22 protein-coding genes are annotated in these 25,109 nt (G+C 72.5%); 5 read left to right on the top strand and 17 right to left on the bottom strand.

Annotated features, from left to right (window positions below):
• Positions 1-225 precede the first annotated feature (225 nt).
• From ABZS58_RS27855 to ABZS58_RS27800, 12 genes are all read right to left on the bottom strand, one after another.
• Positions 226-1,518, bottom strand: coding sequence for an AAA domain-containing protein (locus ABZS58_RS27855; protein WP_354786164.1), 1,293 nt, complete (start codon positions 1,516-1,518; stop codon positions 226-228).
• Between the two features lie 156 nt (positions 1,519-1,674).
• Positions 1,675-3,162 (bottom strand): hypothetical protein, encoded by a 1,488-nt coding sequence (locus ABZS58_RS27850; protein WP_354786163.1) that lies wholly within the window; start codon positions 3,160-3,162, stop codon positions 1,675-1,677.
• A 230-nt stretch (positions 3,163-3,392) separates the two neighbouring features.
• Positions 3,393-4,520, bottom strand: coding sequence for a hypothetical protein (locus ABZS58_RS27845; protein ID WP_354786162.1), 1,128 nt, complete (start codon positions 4,518-4,520; stop codon positions 3,393-3,395).
• Between the two features lie 34 nt (positions 4,521-4,554).
• Positions 4,555-5,349: a hypothetical protein gene (locus tag ABZS58_RS27840; RefSeq protein WP_354786161.1), complete on the bottom strand. Its 795-nt coding sequence runs from the start codon at positions 5,347-5,349 to the stop codon at positions 4,555-4,557.
• A gap of 104 nt (positions 5,350-5,453) precedes the next feature.
• Complete coding sequence (locus ABZS58_RS27835) at positions 5,454-6,500, bottom strand: acyltransferase (protein ID WP_354786160.1); 1,047 nt, start codon at positions 6,498-6,500, stop codon at positions 5,454-5,456.
• Positions 6,501-6,630: 130 nt separating this feature from the next.
• Entirely contained in the window at positions 6,631-7,119 is a 489-nt protein-coding gene (locus tag ABZS58_RS27830; protein ID WP_354786159.1) for a DsbA family protein, read from the bottom strand.
• A 29-nt stretch (positions 7,120-7,148) separates the two neighbouring features.
• On the bottom strand, positions 7,149-8,336 hold the full coding sequence (gene tuf, locus ABZS58_RS27825; protein ID WP_354786158.1) for an elongation factor Tu: 1,188 nt from the start codon (positions 8,334-8,336) through the stop codon (positions 7,149-7,151).
• 235 nt (positions 8,337-8,571) lie between these two features.
• A complete protein-coding gene (locus ABZS58_RS27820; RefSeq protein ID WP_354786157.1) occupies positions 8,572-9,654 on the bottom strand; it encodes an FHA domain-containing protein in 1,083 nt (360 codons plus the stop codon).
• A gap of 211 nt (positions 9,655-9,865) precedes the next feature.
• Positions 9,866-10,375 (bottom strand): DUF2199 domain-containing protein, encoded by a 510-nt coding sequence (locus ABZS58_RS27815; protein ID WP_354786156.1) that lies wholly within the window; start codon positions 10,373-10,375, stop codon positions 9,866-9,868.
• Positions 10,376-10,378: 3 nt separating this feature from the next.
• Positions 10,379-11,185 carry a pyrroline-5-carboxylate reductase gene (gene proC / locus ABZS58_RS27810; RefSeq protein ID WP_354786155.1) on the bottom strand — a complete coding sequence of 269 codons (807 nt, stop codon included), beginning with the start codon at positions 11,183-11,185 and terminating at the stop codon, positions 10,379-10,381.
• Between the two features lie 309 nt (positions 11,186-11,494).
• On the bottom strand, positions 11,495-12,523 hold the full coding sequence (locus tag ABZS58_RS27805) for a 6-phosphofructokinase (RefSeq protein WP_354786154.1): 1,029 nt from the start codon (positions 12,521-12,523) through the stop codon (positions 11,495-11,497).
• A gap of 156 nt (positions 12,524-12,679) precedes the next feature.
• Positions 12,680-13,318: a MerR family transcriptional regulator gene (locus tag ABZS58_RS27800; protein WP_354786153.1), complete on the bottom strand. Its 639-nt coding sequence runs from the start codon at positions 13,316-13,318 to the stop codon at positions 12,680-12,682.
• An 82-nt stretch (positions 13,319-13,400) separates the two neighbouring features.
• On the opposite strand from ABZS58_RS27800, the gene ABZS58_RS27795 reads away from it, so the two are divergent.
• Both ABZS58_RS27795 and ABZS58_RS27790 read left to right on the top strand, forming a co-directional pair.
• Positions 13,401-14,369: a hypothetical protein gene (locus tag ABZS58_RS27795; RefSeq protein ID WP_354786152.1), complete on the top strand. Its 969-nt coding sequence runs from the start codon at positions 13,401-13,403 to the stop codon at positions 14,367-14,369.
• On the top strand, positions 14,369-14,812 hold the full coding sequence (locus tag ABZS58_RS27790) for an ABA4-like family protein (RefSeq protein ID WP_354786151.1): 444 nt from the start codon (positions 14,369-14,371) through the stop codon (positions 14,810-14,812). The genes ABZS58_RS27795 and ABZS58_RS27790 overlap by 1 nt, the downstream gene beginning before the upstream one ends.
• Here the strand turns inward: ABZS58_RS27790 and ABZS58_RS27785 are convergent.
• Both ABZS58_RS27785 and ABZS58_RS27780 read right to left on the bottom strand, forming a co-directional pair.
• Complete coding sequence (locus ABZS58_RS27785) at positions 14,793-15,293, bottom strand: polyadenylate-specific 3'-exoribonuclease AS (RefSeq protein ID WP_354786150.1); 501 nt, start codon at positions 15,291-15,293, stop codon at positions 14,793-14,795. The genes ABZS58_RS27790 and ABZS58_RS27785 overlap by 20 nt on opposite strands.
• A 61-nt stretch (positions 15,294-15,354) precedes the next feature.
• The gene (locus ABZS58_RS27780) at positions 15,355-16,104 is read right to left on the bottom strand and encodes a serine kinase (protein WP_354786149.1); all 750 of its coding nucleotides are present in this window, start codon (positions 16,102-16,104) and stop codon (positions 15,355-15,357) included.
• Between the two features lie 444 nt (positions 16,105-16,548).
• On the opposite strand from ABZS58_RS27780, the gene ABZS58_RS27775 reads away from it, so the two are divergent.
• Both ABZS58_RS27775 and ABZS58_RS27770 read left to right on the top strand, forming a co-directional pair.
• Positions 16,549-17,241 (top strand): Crp/Fnr family transcriptional regulator, encoded by a 693-nt coding sequence (locus ABZS58_RS27775; RefSeq protein ID WP_033362537.1) that lies wholly within the window; start codon positions 16,549-16,551, stop codon positions 17,239-17,241.
• A 104-nt stretch (positions 17,242-17,345) separates the two neighbouring features.
• The gene (locus ABZS58_RS27770) at positions 17,346-20,903 is read left to right on the top strand and encodes an adenylate/guanylate cyclase domain-containing protein (protein WP_354786148.1); all 3,558 of its coding nucleotides are present in this window, start codon (positions 17,346-17,348) and stop codon (positions 20,901-20,903) included.
• Here ABZS58_RS27770 and ABZS58_RS27765 read toward each other — a convergent pair.
• Complete coding sequence (locus tag ABZS58_RS27765; protein WP_354786147.1) at positions 20,890-21,591, bottom strand: lysophospholipid acyltransferase family protein; 702 nt, start codon at positions 21,589-21,591, stop codon at positions 20,890-20,892. The genes ABZS58_RS27770 and ABZS58_RS27765 overlap by 14 nt on opposite strands.
• A gap of 180 nt (positions 21,592-21,771) precedes the next feature.
• Between ABZS58_RS27765 and ABZS58_RS27760 the strand changes: the two genes are divergently transcribed.
• Positions 21,772-22,605: a DUF308 domain-containing protein gene (locus tag ABZS58_RS27760; protein WP_354786146.1), complete on the top strand. Its 834-nt coding sequence runs from the start codon at positions 21,772-21,774 to the stop codon at positions 22,603-22,605.
• 53 nt (positions 22,606-22,658) lie between these two features.
• Here the strand turns inward: ABZS58_RS27760 and ABZS58_RS27755 are convergent, their stop codons facing one another.
• The gene (locus tag ABZS58_RS27755) at positions 22,659-23,453 is read right to left on the bottom strand and encodes an alpha/beta fold hydrolase (protein ID WP_354786249.1); all 795 of its coding nucleotides are present in this window, start codon (positions 23,451-23,453) and stop codon (positions 22,659-22,661) included.
• Between the two features lie 29 nt (positions 23,454-23,482).
• Positions 23,483-24,886 (bottom strand): NAD(P)-binding domain-containing protein, encoded by a 1,404-nt coding sequence (locus ABZS58_RS27750; protein ID WP_354786145.1) that lies wholly within the window; start codon positions 24,884-24,886, stop codon positions 23,483-23,485.
• Positions 24,887-25,109: the final 223 nt, after the last annotated feature.

The raw sequence follows: 25,109 nt of genomic DNA, 5'->3' as shown, positions 1-25,109 counted from the left end.
CGATGGCTCGCTGCCCCACCGCTTCGCGGTGGGTCCCGCCGGGGGATTCTCACCCCGGACCCCCAATGCGCCGCTCCGCGCCGCACTGCCGGCTCGGCGCGGCAGCCTCCACGCATGCGCGTGGCATCCCGGTGGCTGTGCGCCGCCATCCCGGTGATCCGGAAGACTTCTGGTCGCCAGGGCGACAACACCTCTTCCGGATCACGGAAAGGGGCGCGCGGGCGGTCAGGGGGAGAGGTGGGCGAGCATTGCCTGGTTGGCTTCCCAGCCGTCCGGGAAGCGGACCGGGACGTTGAGGTGGACCGGTTCGGCGGAGGGGTGGGTGTCGAGGAGCTCGGCGATGCCGGCCCTGGCGACCACGATGCACGAGTGCCGGTGCCTGGAGGCCAGGACGCACAAGCGGCCCGCCTCCAGGTGGAAGGCGCTGGCGTCGCGGCGGCCGGACAGCGGGTGGAGGATGACGGTCACGTCGTACTCGCGGCCCTGCAGGCGGTTCGCCGTGTCGACCGTGACGTCGCCGGCGGCGGTGCCGGCCATGGCCTGGCGGATGGCGGCGACCTGGTCGCGGTGGGCGGCGCCGACGGCGATCCGGTCGACGGTGACGGGGCGGCCGTCCGGGGCGTGCTCGGAGTAGGCGACCGGCCCACGCTGCAGCAGCCGGGTCACCAGCGCTGCGATCGCCGCCACCGCCTCACGGTCGGTGCGCACCGTGTGCCGGGCGGGGAGCTCGTGCAGCGCCCAGCCGGTGCGGCGGGCGGTTTCCAGGGTCGCGTCGAGGTCCGTGTCGTGGCGGGGGCCGCCGCCGAGCGCGTGGGCGGAGAACTCCAGGCGGCGGTCGGAAGGTTTCGTGCCCGCCTCGAAGGGGGTGAAGGGGTAGAACGCCGAGGACACCACCGACGCGGCCGACGGGGGCAGGCGCCACGACACGGGCAGGCGGTGGACGGGCAGGTCGGGGTTGTGCCGCAGGAGGACGGCGACGGCGCTCTGCATCGGGTCCCAGGACAGGCCCGCCCAGCGTTCCACGGCGACGACCGAGAAGGGGTCGAGCTGGCCGGGGTCGCCGACGAAGAGGGCGCGGGAGAAGCGGCCCGCGACGCGCAGCAGCATGTCGGAGCGCATCTGGTACGCCTCGTCGACGATCGCACGTTCCCAGCTGCCGTCGGTGACGGTGGCCCACTTGGCGGCGGTGCCGATGGTGACGGCGCTGGCGTTCATGTCGCTGACCGCGCCGCTGACGGTGACGGTGCCGTGCCTGACGACGCGCTGGGCCGGCACGTAGGTCGACGCGGACAGCCTGCCGATGGCGAGCGTCGGCGCGGCCGTGGCCAGCCGGTCGATGAGGTCGTCGACCTGCTCGTTGGTCTGGGCGACCACCATCAACCGTTCCCCGGCTTCGGCGAGTGTACGAGCGGCGCGCACCACCAGCGTGGACTTCCCGGCCCCGGGCGGGGAGTCGACGACGACGCCCCGTCCGGCGGCGGACCCGAAGTCGCTGAGGATCTCCTCGATGACGGTCATGCGTCCTCACTCCGTTCCGGGCGCCTGACCACAACCTGACCCCCTGATGACCGGCCCGAGCCGCTCCGCTGGCCGGTCATGCGTCCTCACTCCGTTCCGGGCGCCTGACCACAACCTGACCCCCTGATGACCGGCCCGAGCCGCTCCGCTGGCCGGTCATGACCAGTCCTCCACGGCGTCGTTCTCGCCGCCGCCGTACTCGACGACCGGCGGTGGGCCGCCGTGCGTCCACGGCGTGTCGTCCCGGCTCGGGAAGCGGCCCGGCGGCTGGTAGGCGTCGGTGACCGGGCCGTACGTGACGCGCTCTCCCACCTCCGGGACGGTGCCCGGCGCGGGCTGCCTCGTGGAGCGGCCCATGCCCTTGGACAGCTCCAGGACGACGTCGACGCTGGACACCGACACGACCATGGCCTGCTGGGCGAGGCGCGCCGGGGACACCAGATGCGCGCCGGGTTCGAGGCGCACCGGGTCGTCCGTCTGCACCGTGATGTGCGGGCGCAGCGCCGCCTTCTTCCCGGACGTGTCGACCCGGTTCGGGGACGCGGCGACGACCGTGCCGGTGAACGCCTCCCCCGACAGCCGGAACTCGGCCATGACCAGCGGGTCGTCGAGGGCGCGCTGCGCGTCGAAGCGGGCCTGCTCACGCTCCAGCCGGTCGAGGCGCCCGGCGGCGGCCACCGCGCTGTCCCGCCTCGGCTGCGGCAGCGCGGTCCCGTCGGCGAGGGCCATGTGGTACATCGTGAACACGTCGCGATCCATGGTCCAGCGGGTCTCCACGGAGGCCCCGGCGGGACGGCCGCGCAGGAGCCGGACGGCCTGCCAGGTGAGGTCCCAGGTGGGCCGCATCTGGTCGGCGACGGCGGCGGTGAGCGCGGCGAGGGCCCGCTCACGGGCGAAGTCGTCGGTGTCGGAGCGGGCGACCGCCGCGAGGGCCGGGGCGAGGATCTCGTTGTCGAACGTCGGGTCGGTGCTCGGCCCGGCCGGCGGGGAACGCAGCGGGTCCTCGGCGAGCGCGGCGGCCGCGGCGCCGTCGAGGCCGTCGGGCGGGTCGATCCAGCCGAGCAGCGCGGCGAGGTTGGCGTCCTCCAGGCCGCTCTGCCCGGTGGCCCAGTGGTTGCCGAGGACCTCGGTCATGGCGAGGAGCATCGCGGAGCCCGGGTGGTCGGCGCGTTCCCGCAGGAACGTGAACCACTGCCCGAGGATCGGCACGGTCCGGTGCACCGGGTACGGGCCGAACGGCCGGCGGAACCGGGTGGACCGGCCGAGCAGCCGCACGAACTCGATCCCGCCCCGGTTGGGCACGATGACCTGCGGCGCCTCGGCGTAGCGCAGCTTGGTGCCGGACGCGCCGGAGTCGACGCCGCGGGCGCAACCGTCCACGTAGGACAGCACGACACGGGCGAGCTCGGCGACGAAGTCGAAGCGCTGGGTGCGGTCGCGCGGGTTGGCGACCACGAGCAGCCGCGGCTGCGCCGGGTCGGTGCCGACGATCGCGGCGAGGGGCGCGGCGGCCTCACCGGCGAGGCTCAGCGGCACCAGCACCAAGGGCTGCCCGGCGATGTGCGTGTGCCGGACCGTGGTGAGGGGCTGCGCCTTCCCCGACTCGACCGCCTCCGCCCGCGCCAGCGCGGTCAGAATGCTCACGGCGCCGGCTCGCTTCGCTCCCCGGCACCGCGAGGCACCGCACACCGCGACATGGCTCGCTCGCTCCGCTCACTCACGGCCGGCTCGCTCCGCACCCCGGCACCGCGAGGCACCGCACACCGCGACATGGCCCGCCCGCTCCGCTCACTCACGGCCGGCTCGCTCCGCACCCCGGCACCACGAGGCACCGCACACCGCGACATGGCCCGCCCGCTCCGCTCACTCACTGGTCAGCCGATACCGTCGAGGCACTCGGTGCGCAGCTTGTGCGCGAAGCGCAGCAGGCCCGCGATCTCCTCCTGGCCGGCGCCCGGCGTCAGTGTCCCCCGCGCCAGGCCGAGGACGGTGCCGATGCTCTCCACACCGCCGAGGTCGTCCCGGACCGAACGACCCAGCGCGGACGTCGAGCCGGCCGACTCGTCACGGCAGAAGAACGCCATCTCGCACGTGCCGAGACAGTCCGGGCTGTACCGGGCGTCGATCGTGCTGACCGCCTTGCGCAGCTCGTCGGCCGGGCGGGTCGGCTGCTGGTCGGTGTCGTACGCCAGGTCGAAGGACAGCGCGGCCGGCAGCGCGTCGAGGATCGCCTCCAGGCGGGTGAGCCGGGACAGCTGCCGGCGCAGGACCGTCAGCTGCTTGCGCACGTCGACGAGGGTCGCGGTGGGCCGGTTCGCGAAGTTCTCCGGGCACACGAGCACCACGTTGTGCGACACCGTCTCCGGCGGGTGGCCGAGCTCGGCGAGCAGCTCGCGCATGGCCATGACGTACACCGCGGACTGGGTCGCGGCGGCCGCCGTCTTGCCCGGGTCGGCCTGCCCGTCGATGACCGCGAACGACTTGATCTCCACGACGTGGAACTTGCCGCCGGCCCGGAACGCGATGAGGTCCGGCTCCAGGTACGCGTAGTACCCGGCGATCTCCAGGCGCAGCATCGGATGGTCGAACAGCGTCCCGGCGTCCTCACGGTCCGACGCGGCGCGGGCGAGCAGCGCCTTCGTGCGGGCGTAGCGGACCTCGCGGCTGGCGTTGCCGCCGACGTTGGACAGGTCGTCGTAGGCCACCTCGGGGATCGCCAGGCCGAGCCGCTCGCGCAGCAGCTGCAGCAGCTCGGCGGCGCCGTCGGCCTTGACCTGCGCCTCGAACGCGTTGCCGCGGGCGATCGCGAACCTGGACTGGCCGAAGCCGGCGGGGAAGCCGAGCTGCCCGGCGACGGCGCCCTTGTTGACCCCGGCGGCGTCCATCAGTCCACGGCGGCCGCACCCCGGGTTGCTGGTGAGGGCCGCGATGGTGCGCGCGTTGTGGTTGCGCGGCGCCACCGTGCCGCGGATGCGGTCCAACCGGTCGACCAGTGGGTCCATGAGCGGTCTTCTTTCGGGGAAGCGGTTCGCGGTTTCATGTCGAGCTCGCGGTACGACGGAGGCGCTGCAACCTGGCGCCGAACAGCGCCTCGGATCCGTCCAGACGTTCTTCCGCCCTGGCCGCCGCCGCGGCGCGGTCCGCGGTGTCGGCATCCAGGTGCACGTCGAGCTCGGCCTGGGCCAGCTCGGCAACCGACCGGGGGGTGATCCCGGCGCTGCCGGCACCCGGGATGCTGGCGGCGAAGCGCCACAACAGCCGTTGGGCGTCGTGGGCGTCCTCGGGCAGCTGCGCCACCCGCTCGGCCACCTTGATCGCGCCGGCGAGGAAGTCGACGCGCGCGCTGAGCGGCCCGACGACCCTGGTCTCCAGGGGCCAGGTGGACAGCGCGAGCAGCCCGCGCGCCGGCGACAGCAGGTCCGCGGTCAGCGCCGGGCAGAGGTAGTACGGGCGGCCGAACGGCTGGACGCGGAACGAGCGTTCCTCGTCGCGGCGCAGGCTGGTGAGGCGCGCCGCGACCAGTTCGCCCGGGAAGAAGGCGTCGTGGACGGCGATGATGAGCTTCGGCGCGGCCGGGACCGTGAGCAGGGTCAGCGCGTGGTGCACCTGCTCACGGATGGACAGCATCGGCTTGTGCACCGGCTGCGGCGCCGGCCGGGCCTGGTCCTCCAGGTCGGCGAGCGCGTCGTCCCAGGCGTGCTCCGCCTGGCGCAGCTCGGCCCGCAGGGCACGGGCCTGCATCCGGTCACCGGTGGTGGCGGCCCGCCGCAGCTCGCCACGCAACCGGTCGATCCGCCGCTCGAGCATCTCGATGGTGATCGGTTCGGACACGAACGGAACGGTAGACGGTTCCAGCAAGTTCCAGCAAAGACCAGTGTCGGCGTGTCGTATTGCAATTTGACCCGAGGCGACGCCGGCGTGTCGTCCTGCATCGTCTACGCCGGTACCGGGTGCGGCTGTTCCTCGATCCGCCGCGCCGGGGCGCGGGTGGGCAGTGGGATGAGTTTGGGCTTGCGTCTGGCGGCCAGGTCCTCGACCCAGCCGAGGGCCAGGACCACCAGCGCCACCACGGCGAAGACGAGCACCAGCTGGAGCAGCCCGCTGTACGGGCCGAGCAGCGACACGCCCGCCGCGACGGCCGCGAGCCGGATGGCGGTGATCACGGCCTCGTGCCAGAGGTAGATGGTCAGCGCCCGCCGGTTGACCGCCTCGACGGCCGGTTCGGCCGCGCCGAGGCTCAGCGCCGCCGGGGCCGCGTTGAGCATCACCAGCAGGAACGCGGTCGACCACAGCACGTCGGCGACCGGCAGGTCGTTCATGTCGTAGCCGCGGGGGCCTGGGCTGCTGTAGAGCATGGCCAGGCCGATGCCGCCCATGACCAGGCACGCCGGCCAGAGCGCCTTCCTGGAGATCCGCTGCAGGATGCCGTCGTGGTGGGCGAAGCCCAGCATCCACATCGGCGCGTACATGAAGAAGTCGCGGACCATGCCGCCGGTGCCGTTCCCCGTCTCCCACATCGCGACGAGGATCCCGAAGGGGACGAGCACGGCGGGGATCGGCGCCTTGCGGAAGAGCCACAGCATGACCGGCGACAGGATGATGAACCACAGGTAGGAGCGGACGTACCAGATCTGGCTGAACCAGACCCCGCCCTTCTCCGACGTGGGCGGGTCGTCCAGCGGCAGGAACCACAGGACGAGCCGCCAGGTGTGCTCCAGGCCGCCCATGAACGTCATGAGCACCAGGGCGAACGCCCCGAGCACCCAGAACGGCACGATGATGCGGCGCATCCGGCGGCCGATGGCCTTGAGGCCGATCCCGTCGGCACGGTCGAGGGAGGCGGCCATGAGGGAGCCGCCGAGCGCGAACATGAGGCCCATGGCCGGGAACGCGACGGTCAGCCACGCGAAGCCGAGCGTGTGATAGGTCACCACCCGGACGATCGCGACGGCTCGCAGGAGGTCTACGTACCGGTTCCGCATCCCCTACAGGTTGCCCTGACGTTGTTAACGGCAACCTTGGTTCAGCTCAAAATTGGCTGTGTTTCTTCTCAAAGATCCTAGGGAGTACAAGCCGTAACCCTCCCGGCAATCGACACTGTTCACCCCAATCTCACCCGATCACCACTTTATCGATCGCCTCGCGCAGCGACTCGAAGTCGAAGCCGCCGTCGTGCGGCACGCCGTTCACGAAGAACGCGGGCGTCCCTCGCACCCCTGCGGCACGCCCCGCGGCGAGGTCGGCGTCGACGCGTTCGTAGTGGGCGCGGGTACCACCGGTGCCGGTCAGGCCGAACTGTTCGGCGTACCGGGCGAGGTCGGTGTCCTCGAGGCTGTCCTGGTGGGCCAGCAGCAGCGCGTGCATGCCCCAGAACGAGCCGACGTCGGCGGCGGCCTCGGCGAGCAGCGCGGCCGGCATCGCCCGGGGGTGCTTGTCGACGAGCGGGAAGTGCCGATAGGCGAAGCGCAGCCGCCCGGCGAAGTGCAGCTGGAGACGCTCCACGACGCCGAACGCCCTGCCCGTGTACGGGCACTGGTAGTCCCCGTACTCGAGCAGGGTGAGCGGTGCGTCGGCCGGTCCTTGCACGTGGTCGGTGTCCATACCGACGCACCTGCCCACCCGCCGGTCGTCTAGTCGAGCAGTTCCGTGACCGTGCCCGCGCCGACGGTGCGGCCACCTTCGCGAATGGCGAAGCCGAGGCCGGCGGCCATGGCGATGGGCTTGCCGAGCTCGACCGTCAGGTCGACGGTGTCGCCGGGCATGACCATGCTGACCTCACCGAGGTCGACCGCGCCGACCACGTCGGTGGTGCGGAAGAAGAACTGCGGCCGGTAGTTGGCGAAGAACGGCGTGTGCCTCCCTCCTTCCTTCGTGGTGAGCGCGTACACGTGTGCGGTGAACCGGCGGTGCGGCGACACCGAGCCGGGCAGGGCGACGACCTGGCCGCGCTGCACGTCGCCGCGCCGGACGCCGCGCAGCAGCAGCGCCGCGTTGTCGCCCGCCTCGGCCCGCTCCAGCTGCCGGCCGAACGTCTCCAGGCCGGTGACGACGGATGCCCGGGTGGGGCCCAGCCCGACGACCTCGACGGGCGCGTTGAGCTGCAGCGTGCCGCGCTCGACGGCGCCGGTGACGACGGTGCCACGGCCGGTGATCGTGAGCACGTTCTCGATCGGCATCAGGAACGGCTCGGCGAGCACCCGCTCCGGCACGGGGACGTACCGGTCGACGGCGTCGAGCAGGTCGAGCACCGAGCGCACGCCGGCCGGGTCGCCTTCCAGCGCCCGCAGCGCGGACACCCTGACCACCGGCACGTCGTCCCCTGGGAATCCGTAGCCCGTGAGCAGCTCACGGATCTCCAGCTCGATGAGGTCGAGCAGCTCGTCGTCGTCGACGGCGTCCGCCTTGTTCATCGCGACCACGAGGTGCGGCACGCCGATGCGCCGCGCGAGCAGCACGTGCTCCCGCGTCTGCGGCATCACCCCGTCGACCGCGCTGACGACCAGGATCGCCCCGTCGACCTGCGCCGCGCCCGTGATCATGTTCTTCACGTAGTCGGCGTGGCCGGGCATGTCGACGTGCGCGTAGTGCCTGGTCGCGGTCTCGTACTCGACGTGGGCGATGTTGATGGTGATGCCCCGGGTGATCTCCTCCGGCGCCCGGTCGATCCCCTCGAAGGAGGTGTACCGGTTGACGGACGGGTAGCGCTCGGCGAGGACCTTGGTGATCGCGGCGGTCAGGGTCGTCTTGCCGTGGTCGACGTGACCCATGGTGCCGATGTTGAGGTGAGGTTTGTTCCTCGTGTACGTCTGCTTGGCCATCTGACACTCCACAGTGGATGTGTGGTGGGTGTGCGGAACCGTGCGGCCACGTCGTGAGGGTGGCCGAGCCACCCTCCTCCTTCGGTTACCGCAGGAATGGCTGCGGGAGGAGGGTCAGCTTCGCAGGGCCGGGGCGCACGAGACCGCCGAGCCGGCCGATAGGCCTGACTCGAAGAGGGCGGTCGTCGTGATCACGCTGGAAACATAGCTCGCCGTCGCTGCGGCGGCAACCGGTTTACTGCTTGGGCAACCTCAACGCGATCGTGGGCGCGTCGGCCATGACGGAGTTGGGGGCGCCGCCCTTGGCCACGGACGCCGGCGGGCGGTCCGCGCGGCCGACGGTGACCTCCGGATAGAGCTCGACCTCGTCCCACTCCCCCATCGCCTGGGGCTCGCCGCGGTGCAGGTCGACCTCGCGGGGCGGGACCGACGAGCCGGTGCGGGCCAGGACCGCGGCGCCGTTGGTGCTGACGTCGGTGACCAGGACCATGCCGTCGCGCAGCTCCAGGCGGACGTGGTTGCGGCTGACGCGGCGGGTCGACTCGTCGTCGAGCCAGTTGCCGATGGTGATGCCACCCGGCTCGTCCGGTGCCCGGCCCACGACGACGGGGCGGGCCGCGGTCAGCGGGAAACGGGCGCGCACCGTGCCCTTGATCCGCACCGCCATGCTCGACGCGGGCGGGCGCGGCCCGGCGTCGATCAGCCGCTCGCCGTGCCGGGGGCACAGCGGGGCGCCGCTGGGCAGCGCGGGTGGTGGCTGCCCGGCACCGGCGGCGGGCTGCCGGCCGAACGTCGGGCAGTCGGCGGCCGGGCAGCGCCAGAACCGGCCGAGCACGGGGTGCGGTCGCGGCGACGAGCCGGTCGACGGGGCGAGGGCCAGCTCCATCCCGCCGGCCGCGCCGGTGGTGAGGTAGACCGGGCCGGGGTGACCGGGCAGCGGCGTGCGGCTGATCACCGGCAGGCCGGTGAGCCCGGCGGCCTCACGGACCCTGGCACCGGTGCGGGCGCCGGGCGGCAGCATCTCGATCAGCCCGTCGTCGGACCAGCGGCGCAGGACCATGCGCTCGTTGGAGGTGAAGTCGGTGTCGGACATGGCGCCGCGCTCGGCCACGGCATACAGGCCGACGCCGCCGTCGCCGAGCTGCCGGCTGAGGGCGTCGACGAACATGCCGAGGCGCAGCAGGGCGGCCGGGCGGCCACCGTCGAGGTCGACGCTGCGGGCAGCCTCCACCAGGTCGATGACCCCGCCGGCGGCGAGGGGGTCGACGCTCAGTCTCCGCTCGATCGCGTCGAGCGCACGGCTGGTTTCGAATCGCACCCGGTTATCATGCCGCAAAGCCGCCGTCGACCACCTCTGCGGCCGACGGCGAGCTTCACGCCGCGCTCCTCGGCTGGGGAAGGGCACCGAGCGCGGGACCCGCGACGGGGCGGGGGGCCACCCGGTCGCGGTATACATCAGCTTCACTGCATGTAACGGTACGGGTACCACCTGGTGGCGGATACAGGTGAATGCCTGAGTGAATGAGGTGTCAGGCGCCGCAGGCCGCCGCGATCGCCGGCAGCTCGTGCGCGTCGATGCCTTCGCGCTGCCACACGGCCAGGGGGTGTTCGTGGGCGCGCAGCTCGACGAGGGGGCGCAGGCCGGGCCGGCGGGTGTGCACCCGGACCCGCAGCCGCAGCGTCTCGGGGTGGCCGGGGATGCGGTTGGCGAGCTGGCCGAAGAACGGTGGCTCGGAGGCGCGCTCCGGGTCCTCCCACTGCTCGACGGCGCGGGCGAAGCCGGCCGCGCTGAGGCCGACCCAGACGCTGTAGGTCAGCGCCTCGGCCATCCCACGGACCGGGACCTCGATCAGGCCGCGGAGGAAGAAGTGCTGCTCGTCGAGATCGGGGAGCTCGACGAAGCAGAGCTCCTCCTCCAGGAACGACGCCCCGCCGACGCCGGGGACGGCCCAGGTGTCCGGCGCGGAGAACGACCACATGCTCGGCACGTCGCCGAGCTCCACGCCGCAGCACGTACAGGTGATGACGGTCACGGACACGATTCAACCACTCTGCGCGGCGAGCTCCCGGGCGCGGTCGCGGGCGGCCTCCAGGGCGGCCAGGAACGCGGCCCTGACCCCGTGGTTCTCCAGCTCACGGATGGCGTTGATCGTGGTGCCGGCCGGCGACGTCACGGCCTCGCGCAGCTTGACGGGGTGCTCGCCGGACTCGCGCAGCATCACCGCGGAGCCGATCGCGGTCTGCACGATGAGGTCGTGCGCCACCTGGCGGGGCAGGCCGAGCAGGATGCCGGCGTCGGTCATCGCCTCGACGAGGAAGTAGAAGTAGGCCGGGCCGGAGCCGGACAGGGCGGTGACCGCGTCCTGCTGCGACTCGGGGACCCGGATGGTGCGGCCGAGGGGGCGGAACATCTCCTCGGTGAGCGCGAGGTGCTCGGCGGTGGCGTGGGAGCCCGCCGAGATCGCGGTCATCGCCTCGTCGACCAGCGCCGGGGTGTTGGTCATGACCCGGACGACCGGGGTGCCCTCCGGCAGGTGCCTGGCGAAGAACGCCGTGGGCAGACCGGCGCAGAGCGACACGACGAGCTTGCCGGCGGGCAGCTTCGGGCCGAGCTCGGCCAGCAGCGCGCCGGCGTCCTGCGGCTTCACCGCGACGGTGAGCACGTCGGCTTCCAGGATCGCGGTCTCGCTGTCGACGACCCGGATCCCGTAGCGCTCCTGCAGCTCCTTCGCCCGCTCGGGGCGGCGGGCGGTGGCCAGGAGGCGGTCGGCGGACCAGCCGGCCCGCAGCAACCCGGACAGCAGCACCTCACCGAGCTTGCCGGCACCGAAGACGGCGATGGTCCGCACGAACGCACTCCCTAGGTTTGGCGACACGGCATGGACGACAGGCGGGCGACCGGCCGCCGCGGAAGCCCCGCGACCGACGACGCGGAAGCCCTGCGACCGGTCTGCACAGAAGACCCGCGACCGGACTCCGCGGAAGGCCTGCCGCCGGTCTCCGCGAAAGGCCGGCGGCCGGCGACGCGGCGGTCCGGGCGTGCCGCGCGGGCGTGCCGGCTCGGTGCGGGGCCGGACCCGCCTGACGGAAGGCGGCCGGGCCGGTGCGGTGCGGGCCCGGACCCGCCGTGCGGCAGGTGACCGGGCCCGCGGCGGGACTCAGGAGCCGAAGAAGACCTCGGCCTCGGTGTAGCGCTCGACCGGGACGGTCTTGAGCTCACGGGTGGCGTCGGCGAGCGGGACGCGGACGATGTCCGTGGACTGCAGCGCGACCATCTTGCCGAAGTCGCCCTCGTGGACGGCGTCGATCGCGCCCAGGCCGAAGCGGGTCGCGAGGACCCGGTCGAACGCGGTCGGGGTGCCACCGCGCTGGATGTGGCCGAGCACGACGGTGCGGGCCTCCTTGCCGGTCTTGGCCTCCAGCTGCTGGGCGAGCCACTGGCCGATGCCGCCGAGGCGGACGTGGCCGAAGGCGTCGAGCTCCTGGTTGTGCAGCACCATCTGGCCATCGAGCGGCTGGGCGCCCTCGGCGACGACGACGATCGGCGCGTACTGCGTCTGGAAGCGCTTCTCGACGTAGCCGGCGACCTGCTCCACGTCGAACTGCCGCTCCGGCAGGAGGATGACGTTGGCGCCACCGGCGAGGCCGGCGTGCAGGGCGATCCAGCCGGCGTGCCGGCCCATGACCTCGACGACGAGGGTGCGGTGGTGCGACTCGGCGGTGGTGTGCAGCCGGTCGATCGCCTCCATGGCGATGTTGACCGCGGTGTCGAAGCCGAACGTGTAGTCGGTCGCGCCGAGGTCGTTGTCGATCGTCTTCGGCACGCCGACGACGTTGACGCCCAGGTCGGTCAGCTTCGCCGCGACGCCGAGGGTGTCCTCGCCGCCGATCGCGACGAGCGCGTCGATGCCCAGGTCGGCCAGGTTCGACTTGATCTTCTCAACGCCGCCGTCGATCTTGAACGGGTTGGTCCGGGAGGAGCCGAGGATGGTGCCGCCGCGCGGCAGGATGCCACGGACCTGCGCGATGCCCAGCTCACGGGTGTTGCCCTCGAGCGGGCCGCGCCAGCCGTCGCGGAAGCCCACGAACTCGTGACCGTAGGTCGCGATCCCCTTGCGGACCACGGCCCGGATGACCGCGTTGAGGCCGGGGCAGTCGCCGCCCCCGGTCAGTACGCCGATACGCATGCTAGATCTTGCCTTCCTGGTTGCGGTGCTGCTCGACCGCCCTGACGGGGCACGACCGAGCCGGAGGGTCCCACTCGTTGGCGACGCTGCCGATTCACAGCGCACTGTAGTCGCTCCGCCTGAAAGTGCCGACGTCGCACCAGCCGGACCTCCCGCCTAACAGTTGTCGTCGCGGATGCCGAACATCTTGGCCGACTCGTGCTCCTGCGCCATCCGCCGCAGGGCCGCGAGCAGGGAGTCCCCGAGGATCGAGCCGACGACGGCGGCGTGCAGCCTGCCCTCGTTGTCCCCCGCCTGGGCGACGAAACGCAGGTCGTGCACCGCGATCCGCTCGACCAGGTCCGCGTAGTGCTCCAGCAGGTGCTCCACATCGGCGCCGACCTGCGCGAACGCGGCGACGACCTCGGCCGCGGACTGCCGGGTGCGGGCGTTGTCAGAGACCAGCCAGCCGCGCTGCCGGACCAGCAGCCGCACCCGTTCGTGGGCCGCCTCGAGCATCGCGGGGTCACTCGTCTCGCGGGTGCCGACGGTCGCCGGCAGGGCCCGCCCGAGCACCTCGTGCACGTCGGGGTCGGGCCGGTCCAGCTCCGTGAGCAGGTCGCGGATGGTGGCGATCGGCAGCCTGCCGATGTCCAGCAGCACCCGCACGAGCCGCAGCCGCTGGACGTGTCGATCGTCATATCTGGCCTGGTTGGGGCTGGTCAGTTCGCCGGCCGGCAGGAGTCCCTCACGCAGGTAGTACTTGATCGTCGGCACCGGCACGCCGGTCGTCTGGCTCAGTTCCGCGATGCGCATCAGGGTCCTTTCAGGGTTGACACGGATAGTGTAGCTTTCCAATAGTGGAGAGCACCACTATCCATACTGCTGGGAGCTTCTGATGCGTCTCGCACAGCTGCACCGCCCACTCACCGTCAGCGCGGCGGCGCTGACCGTCCTCGCGGTCCTCACCGGCGCGGGCGTCTTCCTCGACGACCGCGAGCTCGTCGGCGCGCCGATCTGGCTCAAGCCCTTCAAGTTCTCGGTCTCCATCGCCGTCTACTCCATCACGATCGCCTGGATGCTCTCACTGCTGGACCGCCGGCAGCGGCTCGGCTGGTGGCTCGGGACCATCAGCGTCGCCGCCCTCACCACCGAGATCGTGATCATCGTCGGGCAGGCGGCCCGCGGCCGGCAGAGCCACTTCAACAACCAGACGCCGCTGGACTCGACGCTGTACAGCGTGATGGGCGCCACGATCGCGATCGCCTGGATGTGCACGCTCGTCCTGGCGGTCCTGCTGCTCATCCAGCGGCTGCCGGACCGGGCGAACACCCTCGCCGTCCGTTTCGGCCTGCTCGTCGGCCTGGCCGGCATGATGGTCGGCTTCCTGATGACCCTGCCCACGAAGGCGCAGTTGAACCTGCCCGAGGGCGAGGCGCCCACGATCGTCGGCGCGCACAGCGTCGGCGTGGCCGACGGCGGCGCCGGCCTGCCCCTGGTCGGCTGGAGCACCACCGGCGGCGACCTGCGCGCCGGGCACTTCATCGGCATGCACGCCCTGCAGGCGCTGCCGCTGCTCGGGTTCACGCTGGCGCTCGCCGCCGGGCGCTTCGCCCGGCTGCGCCACGACCGGGTCCGGGCCCGCCTGGTGATCGTCGCCGGCCTCGCGTACGCCGCGCTCACCGTCCTCCTGACGTGGCAGGCACTGCGCGGCCAGTCCATCGCGCACCCCGACGCCCTCACGCTGGCCACCCTCGGCGGCCTGGCCCTGGCCGTCGCCGGCGGCACCGGGTGGGCACTGGCCCGCCCCCGTACCGTGGTGGCATCGACCGCTGTCACCGAATCGGCACTGAGTGGGGTCCACTGATGGCAGACACCCTGTTCGAGCTCGCGTTCCTGGTGGTCGTGCCCTTCTGGGCGCTGATGATCGTCGCGCCGGGGTGGCGCTGGTCGCGGCGGATCGCCGGGTCGATCTTCATCGCCCTGCCGGCCCTGGTCGTCTGGGCCTTCGCGATCGCGCCGGTCCTGCCGGAGTTCGCCGCGGAGATGCTCAACCCCGACCTGGCCGGCGTGCGCGCCCTCTTCGCCGACGACGACGTGGTCGCCGCCGTCTGGGCGCAGGTGCTCGCGTGGGACCTGCTGGTCGGCCGCTGGATCTACCTGGACAGCCGCGAGCGGCGGATCCACCCGCTGATCATGGCGCCGGTCATGGTGCTGACGATCCTGCTCTCGCCGATCGGGCTGCCCCTGTACCTCGCGCTGCGGATCCCGCTCACGAGGAACCGGCAGGTCACGACCCCGGACGCATGACCGCCCACCGGGCGAGGTTGTGCCGGGCGTCGACGAGCGCGTCGTGCCGTCCCTCCGCCGCCGGCAGGGGCGGCCGGCCCGACTCGTCCCAGAGCTGGCGCAGGTCCTTGGTGAACCTGGGGATCTCCCGGGGCAGCGTCGGCATCGGGCCCCACAGCTGGGCGAGGGCGACGTGGTCGTAGGCGGCGTACCAGGCCCAGAGCTCCAGCTCACCGGCCTCGCCGGCGCGCAGCGGCTCGACGAGGAACTCCAGCAGCTCCTCACGGATCCGCTCGCGGGAGCGCCACGCCTTGTCGGCCGGCGACGGCAGCTTGTCCAGGACGTTGCGGCGCACCCACGGCACGGCCCGCGACCCGTCGAACTCCGTGGAGACCGCGTAGTACTCCCGGCCGTGCTCGTCCACCACCCCGATGGAGACCAGGTCGATCAGGCGACCGTCCTCGATGAACTCACAGTCGTAGAAGTAGCGATATGCCGACACCGGTCCCATCCTGCCCCGTCACGGCCGGACGGCCCAGCGGCAGGGTAGGGCCGCAAGGTCCTCAGAGCAGCAGCGTCGCCATCCGGGTCAGTTCCGCGTGGTCGCGGGGGGTACCGCCGTCGGCGTGGATCCTCGCGGCCACGCCGGCGGCGTGCGTGGCGGTGCGCAGGGCGAGCATGGCGGGCAGCACCGCCGCGCACTCGTCGGCGGGGACCGGGCCCGCCCGCACGTAGGCCTCGACGAGCGCGTCGGCGCCCGTGCCGCCCGCGCACAGGACGGCGTGGGCCAGGTCGTACAGCAGCGGCCCGGTCCCGGCGGCGGCCCAGCCGACCAGACCGACCCGGCCGGTGGCGGCGTCCAGGCGGAAGCGGGCGGCGGCGGGCGAGCCGTGCCGGACGCCGTAGGTGAGCTGGTCGGTGACCATGATCCGGCGGACCACGGCCACGGTCTCGGCGACCGCCGGGCCGAGCCAGGGCTCCATCGCCAGGTGGGGCGCCGTCGCCGGTGCCGCCACCTGGAACTTCGCCAGGTCGGGGTGCACGAACCGGCGCAGGCTGCGGTGCGCGGCGCTCAGGGCGCCGCCCCACCACGACTGGTCCAGGGGGTCGTCGGCGCGCAGCGGGCGGCCGGGCACCATGCACAGCAGCGCGAGGACCCCGTCGCCCGCCCTGTCGCCGGCTCCCGCGGTGAGCGCGCCGTCGGCGGCCCGGACCGGACGGCCGGCGCAGATGCCCGACGCATCGACGTGTTCCGCGGCACACAACCCGGCCTCGAAGCCGCGCCGCGCGGACGCCGGAGCCCATTTCACCACGAATTGGGTGTCATCCCGCCGAGACGTATCGAATTGGCAGTCGTCAATCTCGACCCGCCAGGCGGCCGCACCGACAGGAATGCACGGGCCGGGACTGCACTGCCAGCTTCTGCGCAGTGTCGTGTGCACCTGGTCGGCAGCGGGGGCCACGCTGCGCATTATGCGCCCACATCGGCGTCCGTGTCCGGTGAACGGCGAAACCCGGGGCACCGGTGCTCGCACCACCGGCGCCCCGGGCATCTCGACACCAACCCCGCCCCCCAGCGGTTCGCGTGCTGGCACTAGCCTGCCTGCGGGCTCATGCGCGGGCTGTCGGTGAGCCGATGCGGGGGATGTACAGACTCCGACACGCGCGTCATGATCTGGTAGAAGTTCCGTACTGTGCTCGCGATCACCTACGGTGATCAAGAGTCCGATCAACGCTGCACCGGGAGGGGTTTGACCGTGGAGGGTCGGCTGCCAGATCCCGGCGACGCACTGACCGGTGTGGAAATGTTCAGTGGTCTGGAGCCCGATGTGCGTCAGCGGGTCATCCAGGCGGCGGTGCCACGGACATACCGCAAGGGCCAGTTGCTGTTCGTCGAAAACGATCCGGGCGAATCACTCATCGTGCTCAAGCGCGGCGCGGTGATGGTCTTCCGGACCGCGCCGACCGGCGAGCGCGCGGTCCTCTCGGTGGTCCGCCCGCCCGACACGCTCGGCGAGGTGTCGCTCCTGGACGGCGCGGCCCGCTCCGCGTCCGCGGAGGCGATCGAGGACTGCCAGGCCCTGGCGCTGTCCCGGCACGCGTTCATCGAGCTCGTCCACGCCAACCCGCGCATCCTCGACGCGGTGATGCGCTCCCTGGGCGCGCTCATCCGGCGGCTCACCGAGCAGAACGCCGACCACGTCTTCCTCGACCTGCCCGGCCGGGTCGCCAAGACCCTCGTCCGCCTCGCCGGCGAGACCAACGCGCCGATGGTGACGATCGAGCTCAACCAGAGCCAGCTGGCGGAGATGGCCGGCGGCTCGCGGCAGAGCGTCAACCAGGCGATCGGGTCGTTCGCCAGCCGCGGCTGGCTGCGCACCGAGGGTCGGCGGATCGTCGTCACCGACCTCAGCGCCCTGCGCCGCCGCGCCGGGATGACCGACCGCTGACCTGCGGTCCGCACCACCTTTCGCGCCACCGTGCCGCGTGCCACAACGCGGTGGCCGGTCGGGTCCCCGACGTGTGAGGATGTGCGGGGACCTGAAGTCAGGGAGTGTCGGCGATTTCCAGTCAGTGCGCACGCTGCGGCCGCCAGTCGGGCGACGGTGACCGGTTCTGCGGTGGATGCGGCGCCGAGCTCAGTCCTGCCTGCGCGACGTGCGGCCGCACGCTGAGCCCCGACGCCTCCTTCTGCACCGGCTGCGGCACCCCCCGCGCCGCCTCCGGCACCACCGGCGGGCAGGGGCGCTCCGACCGTGGCGGTGGTCACATGGGCCGGGCCACCGTGCCGATCCCCGCCACCCGCAGCGAGGACCGCCGCCGCATCAGCGTCCTGTTCGTCGACCTGATCGACTTCACGCCCTATGTCGAGCGCGCCGACCCCGAGCTGGTCCGCGAGCTGCAGAAGGGCTTCTTCTCCACCGCGCGCGAGGTCATCGGGCAGTACGGCGGGGTGGTCGAGAAGTACATCGGCGACGCCGTGATGGCCCTCTTCGGCGCGCCCGTGGCGACCGAGACCGACGCCGTGCGCTGCGTGCGGGCCGGGCTGGAGCTGCAGCGGGTCCTCGCGCGGTACGCCAGCACCGGCGACGGCGAGCGGGCCCTGCGCTTCCGCGTCGGCGTCGCGACCGGCGAGGCCCTGGTCGACGTGGCCGCGGCCCGCGACGGCGGCCAGGCGATCGTCGCCGGCGACGTGGTCAACACCGCCTCCCGCCTGCAGTCCCTCGCGCCGCCCGGCGGGGTCCTCGTCTGCGGCAGCACGTATGCGCTGACCAAGTCCTCGATCCGCTACGAGGCGCAGCCGCCCGCCACCCTGCGCGGGCGCTCCACCCCGACCGAGGTGTGGCTCGCGCTCGCGCCGCTGCGGCGCAACCACCCCGACCGGGAGGCCGGCTCCACGCCCCTGGTCAACCGCACCCACGAGCTGAGCCTGCTGGTCAACGCCCTGCACCGGGGGTTGCGGGAGCGCACCCCGCAGCTGGTGACCGTGATCGGGCACGCCGGGATCGGCAAGAGCCGCCTGGTGCACGAGCTCTTCCTGCACGCCGAGCGGCTCTTCGACGCGCCCGTCGCGTGGCGGACCGGGCGCTGCCCGCCCTTCGGGGAGAACGTGACCTACGCCGCGCTCGCCGACATCGTCAAGGCGCAGGCCGGCATCCTCGACACCGACAGCGCCGAGACCGCCCGGGAGCGGCTCGACACCGCGCTCAGCGTGATCGTCACCCCCTCCGAGGCGGAGCGGCTCGCCGACGCGCTCAGCCCGCTCGTCGGCCTGCCCGGCCCGAAGCTGGCCCCCGACGAGACCGAGTCCGCCTGGCGGCGGTTCGTCGTCGCGCTCGCCGCCCACCGGCCGACCGTCCTGGTCTTCGAGGACCTGCACTGGGCCGACGAGTCGATGGTGCGGTTCGTGGAGCGGCTGGGCGCGTCGGTGCGGGACGTGCCGCTGCTGCTGCTGTCGACGGCCCGGCCCGAGTTCCTGGAGCGCAACGCCAGCTGGGCGGGGGCCATCGCCGGCTCGGTCACGATCACCCTGCCGCCGCTGCGCGACGCCGAGATCGCCACCATGTACGCGCACCTGCTGGGCCAGGCGGTGTTCCCCGGCCACTCGCTCAACTCCCTCGTCGAGCTCGCCGACGGCAACCCGCTCTACGCGCTCGAATACACCCGCATGCTCGCCGAGCAGGGCAACGTGCGCACCTCGGCCACCCTGGCCCGGGTGCTGCCGATGCCGGACAGCGTCCACGCCGTCATCGCCAACCGGGTCGACCTGCTGGAGGCCGCCGACCGCGCCGTGCTGCAGGCCGCCGCCGTCGTCGGGATGAACTTCTGGCCGGGCGCCGTCGCGGCCGCGATGAGCCGCCCCGCCGACGGCATCGAGCGCTCGCTGCGCCGCCTGGAGCAGCGTGACCTGATCCACGAGCAGGCCGCCTCCACGATGGAGGGGCAGACGGAGTACCGCTTCGGCCACGTCCTCGTCCGGGACGTCTGCTACCAGCGGCTCCCCCGCACCGAGCGGGTCGCCCGGCACGAGCTGACCGCCGCCTGGCTGGACAGCGTCGCCGCCGACCGGGACACCGACCTCGCCGAGGTGGTCGCCAACCACCGGTACACGGCCTACGAGATCGCCGGGTCGCTCGGCCTCGACGCGCCCCGCTACAGCGTGCCGGCCCGCGACGCGCTGCAGCGGGCGGCCCGCCGCACGTATGCGCTGCACGCCCTCGACGCGGCCGCCGCCCACGCCGGCAAGGCCCTCGCGCTCTGCGACGACACCACCGACCAGGGTGAGCGGCTGCGGATCGAGCTCCTGGCCACCGAGATCGCCTTCTACGCCGATCCGGACGCGTTCCTCGGCACCGGCGGCACGGATCAGCTCGCCCGCCTGGCGGAACGCCTGTACGCCTCCGGAGAACAGGCCAGCGCCGCCCGGGCCTGGACCATCCGTGGGCAGGTCGCGTGGCTGCGCGCCGACCGGCTCGGCGCACTGTCCTGCCTGGACCGGGCCGTCGAGCTCTTCGACGAGCTGCCCGACGCGCCGCAGAAGGCCGACGCCTACGCGGAGCTCGGCCGGCTGCACATGTCCAACTTCGAGGTCGAGCCGGCGGTCGCCGCGGCCAGCGCCGCCGCCGAGATCGCCGACCGGCTCGGCCTGGTCGAGGTCGCCACCAGCGCCCGGATCACCATCGGCACCGCGCTCTTCCAGGCCGGCGACCGGTCCGGCCTGGTCGAGCTGCAGGCCGCCCTGGAGGTGTGCCGGGAGCGGCGGCTGCTGTCGGAGCACCGGGCGATGCGCAACGTCGCCTGGGCGCTGCTCGAGGACGGCGACTGGACGGCCTCCGCCGCCATGTACGAGAGCACCCGCCACACGGTGCCCGGCAGCCACACCCTCGCCACCGGCTACTCCAACGTGGCGCAGGTCGCCTACTTCACCGGCGACTGGGCCACCCTCATCGAGGTCGCCGAGCGGGCGCCCGCCTCCGAATGGGACCTGCAGGTCCGCGGCGCGCACGCCTGGATGAAGATCCTGCGCGGCGAGCCCTGGGTCAACGCCGAGGAGATCGAGGACCTGGTCGCCGCGGGCCGGCGCAGCGGCTTCTACCGCCTGCAGTGGACCGTCCTCGGCCACGGCGCCCTCTGCCGGGCGCTGCAGGGCCGCTCACGGGACGCCGAGACGCTCATCGTCGAGCTCGCCAAGACGTGGCGGGAGGTGCGGGCCATCGCCAGCGGCGAGTGGATCGACGCGACCGCGCACGCCGCCGTCCTCGCCGGGCGGGTCGCGATGATGGCGATCCGCGACATGCTCGCCGACGTGCCGCACCGCACCCCGTGGGTCGAGGCGGCGATGCGGACGATCACCGGGGCGATCGCGTTCGTCGACGGCGACTTCGCCCGCGCCGCCGACATGCATCTCGCCGCCGCGGAGCTCTACGACGAGATCCCCAACGCCTCCGCCCGCATCCTGTCGCTGACGTGGGCGGTGCAGGCGCTCGGCCGGCTCGGCCCTTCCGCGGCCGACCGTCTCGAGCCGTGGCGGAGCGAGCTGGTGGCCTTCTCGACCCAGGCCGGCGCGCCGCTGCTGCTGACCCTTGCCGAGCTGCCGCCTACGCCGCTATAGGCTGCTTGTCGGGCTCCGGCGCACTTTTCACCTTTTGTGCGTACATATCGATGTACTCCCGGCCGGACAGGGTCATCAACTCGTACATGATCTCGTCGGTGACGGCGCGCTCGATGAACCGGTCGCCGGCCATGCCCGCATAGCGGGAGAAGTCCAGGGCCGGGCCGAAGCGGATGTGCACGCGCTTCAGGTTCGGCAGGATCTGCCCGATCGGCTGCACCTTGTCCATGTTCATCATCGCCACCGGCACGACCACGGCACCGGACTCCAGCGCGAGGCGGGCAACCCCGGTCTTGCCCCGGTAGAGCCGGCCGTCCGGGGAGCGGGTGCCCTCCGGGTAGATGCCGAAGACGCCACCCTCCCGGAGGATCTTCAGGCCGACCTCCAGGGCGGCGCGGGCGGCCTTCCCGCCGGACCGGTCGATCGGGACCTGGCCCGTGCCGGCGAAGAACAGCTTGATCAGGCGGCCCTTGATCCCTTTTCCGGTGAAATATTCCGCTTTCGCAGGGAAGGTGACCCGCCGCTTGACACTCAGCGGCATGAAGATCGAGTCCGCGAACGACAGGTGGTTGCTGGCGATGATCACGGGCCCCTCGGCGGGGACATGCTCGAGCCCCTCCACCCTGGGACGGAAGATGAGCTTCAGCACAGGCCCGAGGACGATGTACTTGAGGAACCAGTAGAGCACCGCTCAACCTTCCAAGATCTGCCAGACAATCGGTGATGACCGTCGCAAAGAGCCTACGAACCAGTTCGGCACACCACAACGCACTCCCGGAAGCACCGTTGCGCGTGTCAGGATTTCCGTCAGCGGTTTTTTTCGCGGCGGACCGGTCGTCGCGATGTCGGCCGCGGGGAGGGGCAGGCTGTGCCAGGGGGTGGGGCGCGGCGCGGCCGGCGCGACAACGGCCTGGTGGCGCAGGAGTATGCGGTGGTGGGAGACGTCGATCCCAGGGTCGGCGAGCATCTGCTGGACGTGCTGGCGGCGGGCGGGATCGCCGCCTATCTTCAGCCTGCCACCGATCTGCACCCGGTGACCCGCACCACGACGCTGCCCGCCAGACCCACCGACCGGCTCTACGCTGATCGTGACCACCTCGCCACCGCCCGCGACTATCTCAGCCAGCTCACCGCTGTGCCCGAGCAGCACACCCCACCCGCCGAGGCGCCCCAGCCCGCCAAGGCGACCCCCGCCCCGGAGGCCAAGACGAGCCGCAAATCGGACGACGAGACGTTCGCCAGCATCATCGCCGGCTTCCACACGACCGTCGATCCGACCAGCGTGCCCTGGCCCGCCGCCGAGGACCTCGACTCCTCAGGCTCCGCCGCCCCCGACATGGACACCGAGCCGGCCCCGCGCACCCCGCTGCGCCGCGCCTCCGACGCCGTCGACCGGTCGCTGCTGGACAGCCTCGACTCGTTCGGCGCCGACCTGCCCGACGACGAGGACGACGAGGCGGGCTACACGCCCCCTCCCCCGCCGCCGCTGCCGCGGATCGCGCCGTCGACGCTGGTCGCGGTGGTCGCCCTGGTCGCGGGCCTGCTCCTGCTGATCTGGCCCGACCTGCTGCCGGTCTTCGGGCCGCAGTCGACCCTGTTCCTGGGCTTCGCGCTGCTGCTGAGCGGCTTCGTGACCCTGATCCTCCGCCTGCGCCCCGGCGACGAGGAGGACGACGACCCGGACAACGGCGCCCGCGTCTAAAGGCGTGTCTGGTAGGTGGGGCCGCAGCCCGGCATCCACTTACCAGACACGCCTCAGCTCCCGGGTTTCTCGAGCCAGTCGAGGATCGCGTCGATGGGCTCCTGCCAGCGGGCGTCGAGCATCATGTCGTGGCCCATGCCCGGGAAGAGCAGCGGGGAGCCGCCGTAGCGGCGTGCCACCCACTCCAGGGCGGCCGCGGACACGATGCGGTCGTCGGGGCTGCCGGCGACGAGGACCAGCGGGTTGCCGACCGCCGGCTCCGGCTCCTGGCGGCGGACGAGCTGCCGTTGCGCGCCGGCCGGGACGCGCTGGAGGCGGGCGGCGTACGACTGGGCCGCGTTCGCCGGGAGGGTGCTGCTGAACAGCTGCGACCGGCGCAGCGCGACGCGCCCGCCGAACAGGCCGGGGATCGTCCCGGCGGGGTTGCGGCGCAGCAGGCCCAGGGCGGTCGCCGGGCCGCCGAAGACCGGGGCGACGAGCACCCCGGCGCGGGCCGGGTACCGGGCCAGGGCCATGGCGACGACCAGGGCACCGGCACCGTGGCCGACGAGGACCGCCTGCCTGGGCAGGGCGGCGGCGACCTGGGTGACGTCGTGGACGTAGTCGCGCAGCCGGGCGTCGGGGTCGGGGCCGCTGCCGCCGTGGCCGCGCAGGCTCATCGCGGAGGCCGGGAAGCCCCGCTGGGCGGTGTGCTCCAGCCAGTGCTGGGCGAAGGCCCAGGCGCCGTGGCCGTACCCGGGGACGAACAGCACCGGCGGCCGGTCCCCGTCAGCGGCGTCGTCGGGCCGCTCGGTGAGGACCTCACGCCGGACGGGCTTCGCCGGGTCGGACCATTCGCCGGGGCGCATGACGCGCGTGGCCGGCGGGACACGGGTGGTCAACGGACCGCCTCCAGCTCGTGCAGGGACTTCTCCAGCTCCTGCAGGTACACGAAGTGACTCACCTCGAACCAGTGCCGGGTCGAGTCGGTGACCTTGCCGGCGGTGAAGCGGCGGTCACCGTCCTGCCGCAGCCTCGCCCACAGGGCCTGCGCCTTCGCGGGTGACGCGTCCAGCACGCGCAGCCACTGGGCGATGAACACGGTCTGCCAGTGCGAGAGGGTGAACACGCCCGAGTCGGGTTGCAGCAGCCCGGCGACGGCGAGGGTCGGGTGGGTCCGGGACAGCATCTGCAGCGCGAGCCTCGGGCGGCCGCTCGGGTCCGTCGACAGCAGCTCCGGCGCGAGGAAGTCGAAGCTCGGCACGTACCCGGTGGCGAAGACGACCAGGTCGGGCTCGACGGTGCGGCCGTCGGACAGGACGACCTCGGTGCGGTCGAACCGTTTGATGTCCGGCAGCGGGGTGATCCCGCCGTGGCCGAGGTAGTACGGCAGCTGGCTGTTGACGAGCGGGTGCATCTCGAGCAGGCCGTGGTCGGGCTTCGGCAGGCCGAAGCGGGTCAGGTCGCCGACCGTCATGTTGATCGTGCGTTGCAGCAGCCACTGGCGCAGCCGGAACGGCAGCCGCATCGCGAGGATCCGGTCGTTGACCTGGTCGGCGGGCTTGCCGAGGGCGTACTTCGGCGCGTACCAGTACCCGCGGCGGGTCGAGTGCCAGCACTTCGCGGCCTGCTGGGCGGCCTCGACGGCGATGTCGCAGCCGGTGTTGCCGGCGCCGACGACGAGCACCTTGCGCCCGCGCAGCTGGGCCGCGTCCTTGTACTGGCCGGCGTGGATGACCTTGCCGCGGAACTCGTCCAGCCCCTCGTAGTCGGGCATCTTCGGCGACCAGTTGTGCCCGTTGGCGGCGACGACGGCGGCATAGCGCATGGTGCGGGGCGCGCCGCCCCGGGAGCCGCGCACGGTGACGTCCCAGCGCGGCGGCCCGCCGGCGGGGTCCTCGGCGGGCTCGACCTTCGCCACGTCGGTGCCGAACCAGATGTGCTCCCGCAGCGAGAAGTGGTCGGCGTACCGCTCGAAGTACGCCAGGAGCTGCGAATGGTGCGGGTAGTCGGGCCAGTCGTCGGGCATCGGGAAGTCCGGGAACTGGGTGAACGGCTTCGAGCTGATCAGGTGGGTGCTGGCGTAGACGGGGCTGCGGTCGTGCCGCCAGTTCCACCCGCCGCCGACGCCGGTCTCGCGCTCGTAGCAGTCGACGCCGAAGCCGGCCTCGCGGAGGTTCTTGATCGCGGCGAGCCCGGTGCCGCCGGCGCCGATGACACAGACGGTGTCGCCACGGTCGTAGACGGGCTCGCCGTCGCGCCAGTGGGTCGCGCCACCGTCCAGCTGGTCGAAACTTGTCACCCGCGTCGTCTCCCCACTGCACCGCGCATGCTTCGTCGCGGCCAGATCCTCGTCCGCTCGGCGCTGGTTTGTCCAGTCCCGCCCGTCGCCGTTTCCCATGATCCGGAAGACTTTGTGTCGTCAGGGCACAATGCCGGTGAGTTAAGCGTTCAGGGTGATGGATGGGGCTGGATGGTGACTGTGAAGGTTGCTGTCCAGTTTCGTTGTTTGCGGCCGGGTGGTT

It is taken from the genome of Dactylosporangium sp. NPDC005555 (assembly GCF_040605635.1).
Taxonomy (GTDB): domain Bacteria; phylum Actinomycetota; class Actinomycetes; order Mycobacteriales; family Micromonosporaceae; genus Dactylosporangium.
This window is presented reverse-complemented; position numbering and strand designations above follow the sequence as displayed.

What these genes read in the sequence shown, in the direction of transcription:
- ABZS58_RS27855 (WP_354786164.1), bottom strand. Translation starts at nt 1,518, where the DNA reads ATGACCGTCATCGAGGAGATCCTCAGCGACTTCGGGTCCGCCGCCGGA.
- ABZS58_RS27845 (WP_354786162.1), bottom strand. Translation starts at nt 4,520, where the DNA reads ATGGACCCACTGGTCGACCGGTTGGACCGCATCCGCGGCACGGTGGCG.
- ABZS58_RS27835 (WP_354786160.1), bottom strand. Translation starts at nt 6,500, where the DNA reads ATGCGGAACCGGTACGTAGACCTCCTGCGAGCCGTCGCGATCGTCCGG.
- ABZS58_RS27830 (WP_354786159.1), bottom strand. Translation starts at nt 7,119, where the DNA reads ATGGACACCGACCACGTGCAAGGACCGGCCGACGCACCGCTCACCCTG.
- tuf (WP_354786158.1), bottom strand. Translation starts at nt 8,336, where the DNA reads ATGGCCAAGCAGACGTACACGAGGAACAAACCTCACCTCAACATCGGC.
- ABZS58_RS27805 (WP_354786154.1), bottom strand. Translation starts at nt 12,523, where the DNA reads ATGCGTATCGGCGTACTGACCGGGGGCGGCGACTGCCCCGGCCTCAAC.
- ABZS58_RS27800 (WP_354786153.1), bottom strand. Translation starts at nt 13,318, where the DNA reads ATGCGCATCGCGGAACTGAGCCAGACGACCGGCGTGCCGGTGCCGACG.
- ABZS58_RS27795 (WP_354786152.1), top strand. Translation starts at nt 13,401, where the DNA reads ATGCGTCTCGCACAGCTGCACCGCCCACTCACCGTCAGCGCGGCGGCG.
- ABZS58_RS27790 (WP_354786151.1), top strand. Translation starts at nt 14,369, where the DNA reads ATGGCAGACACCCTGTTCGAGCTCGCGTTCCTGGTGGTCGTGCCCTTC.
- ABZS58_RS27755 (WP_354786249.1), bottom strand. Translation starts at nt 23,453, where the DNA reads ATGCGCCCCGGCGAATGGTCCGACCCGGCGAAGCCCGTCCGGCGTGAG.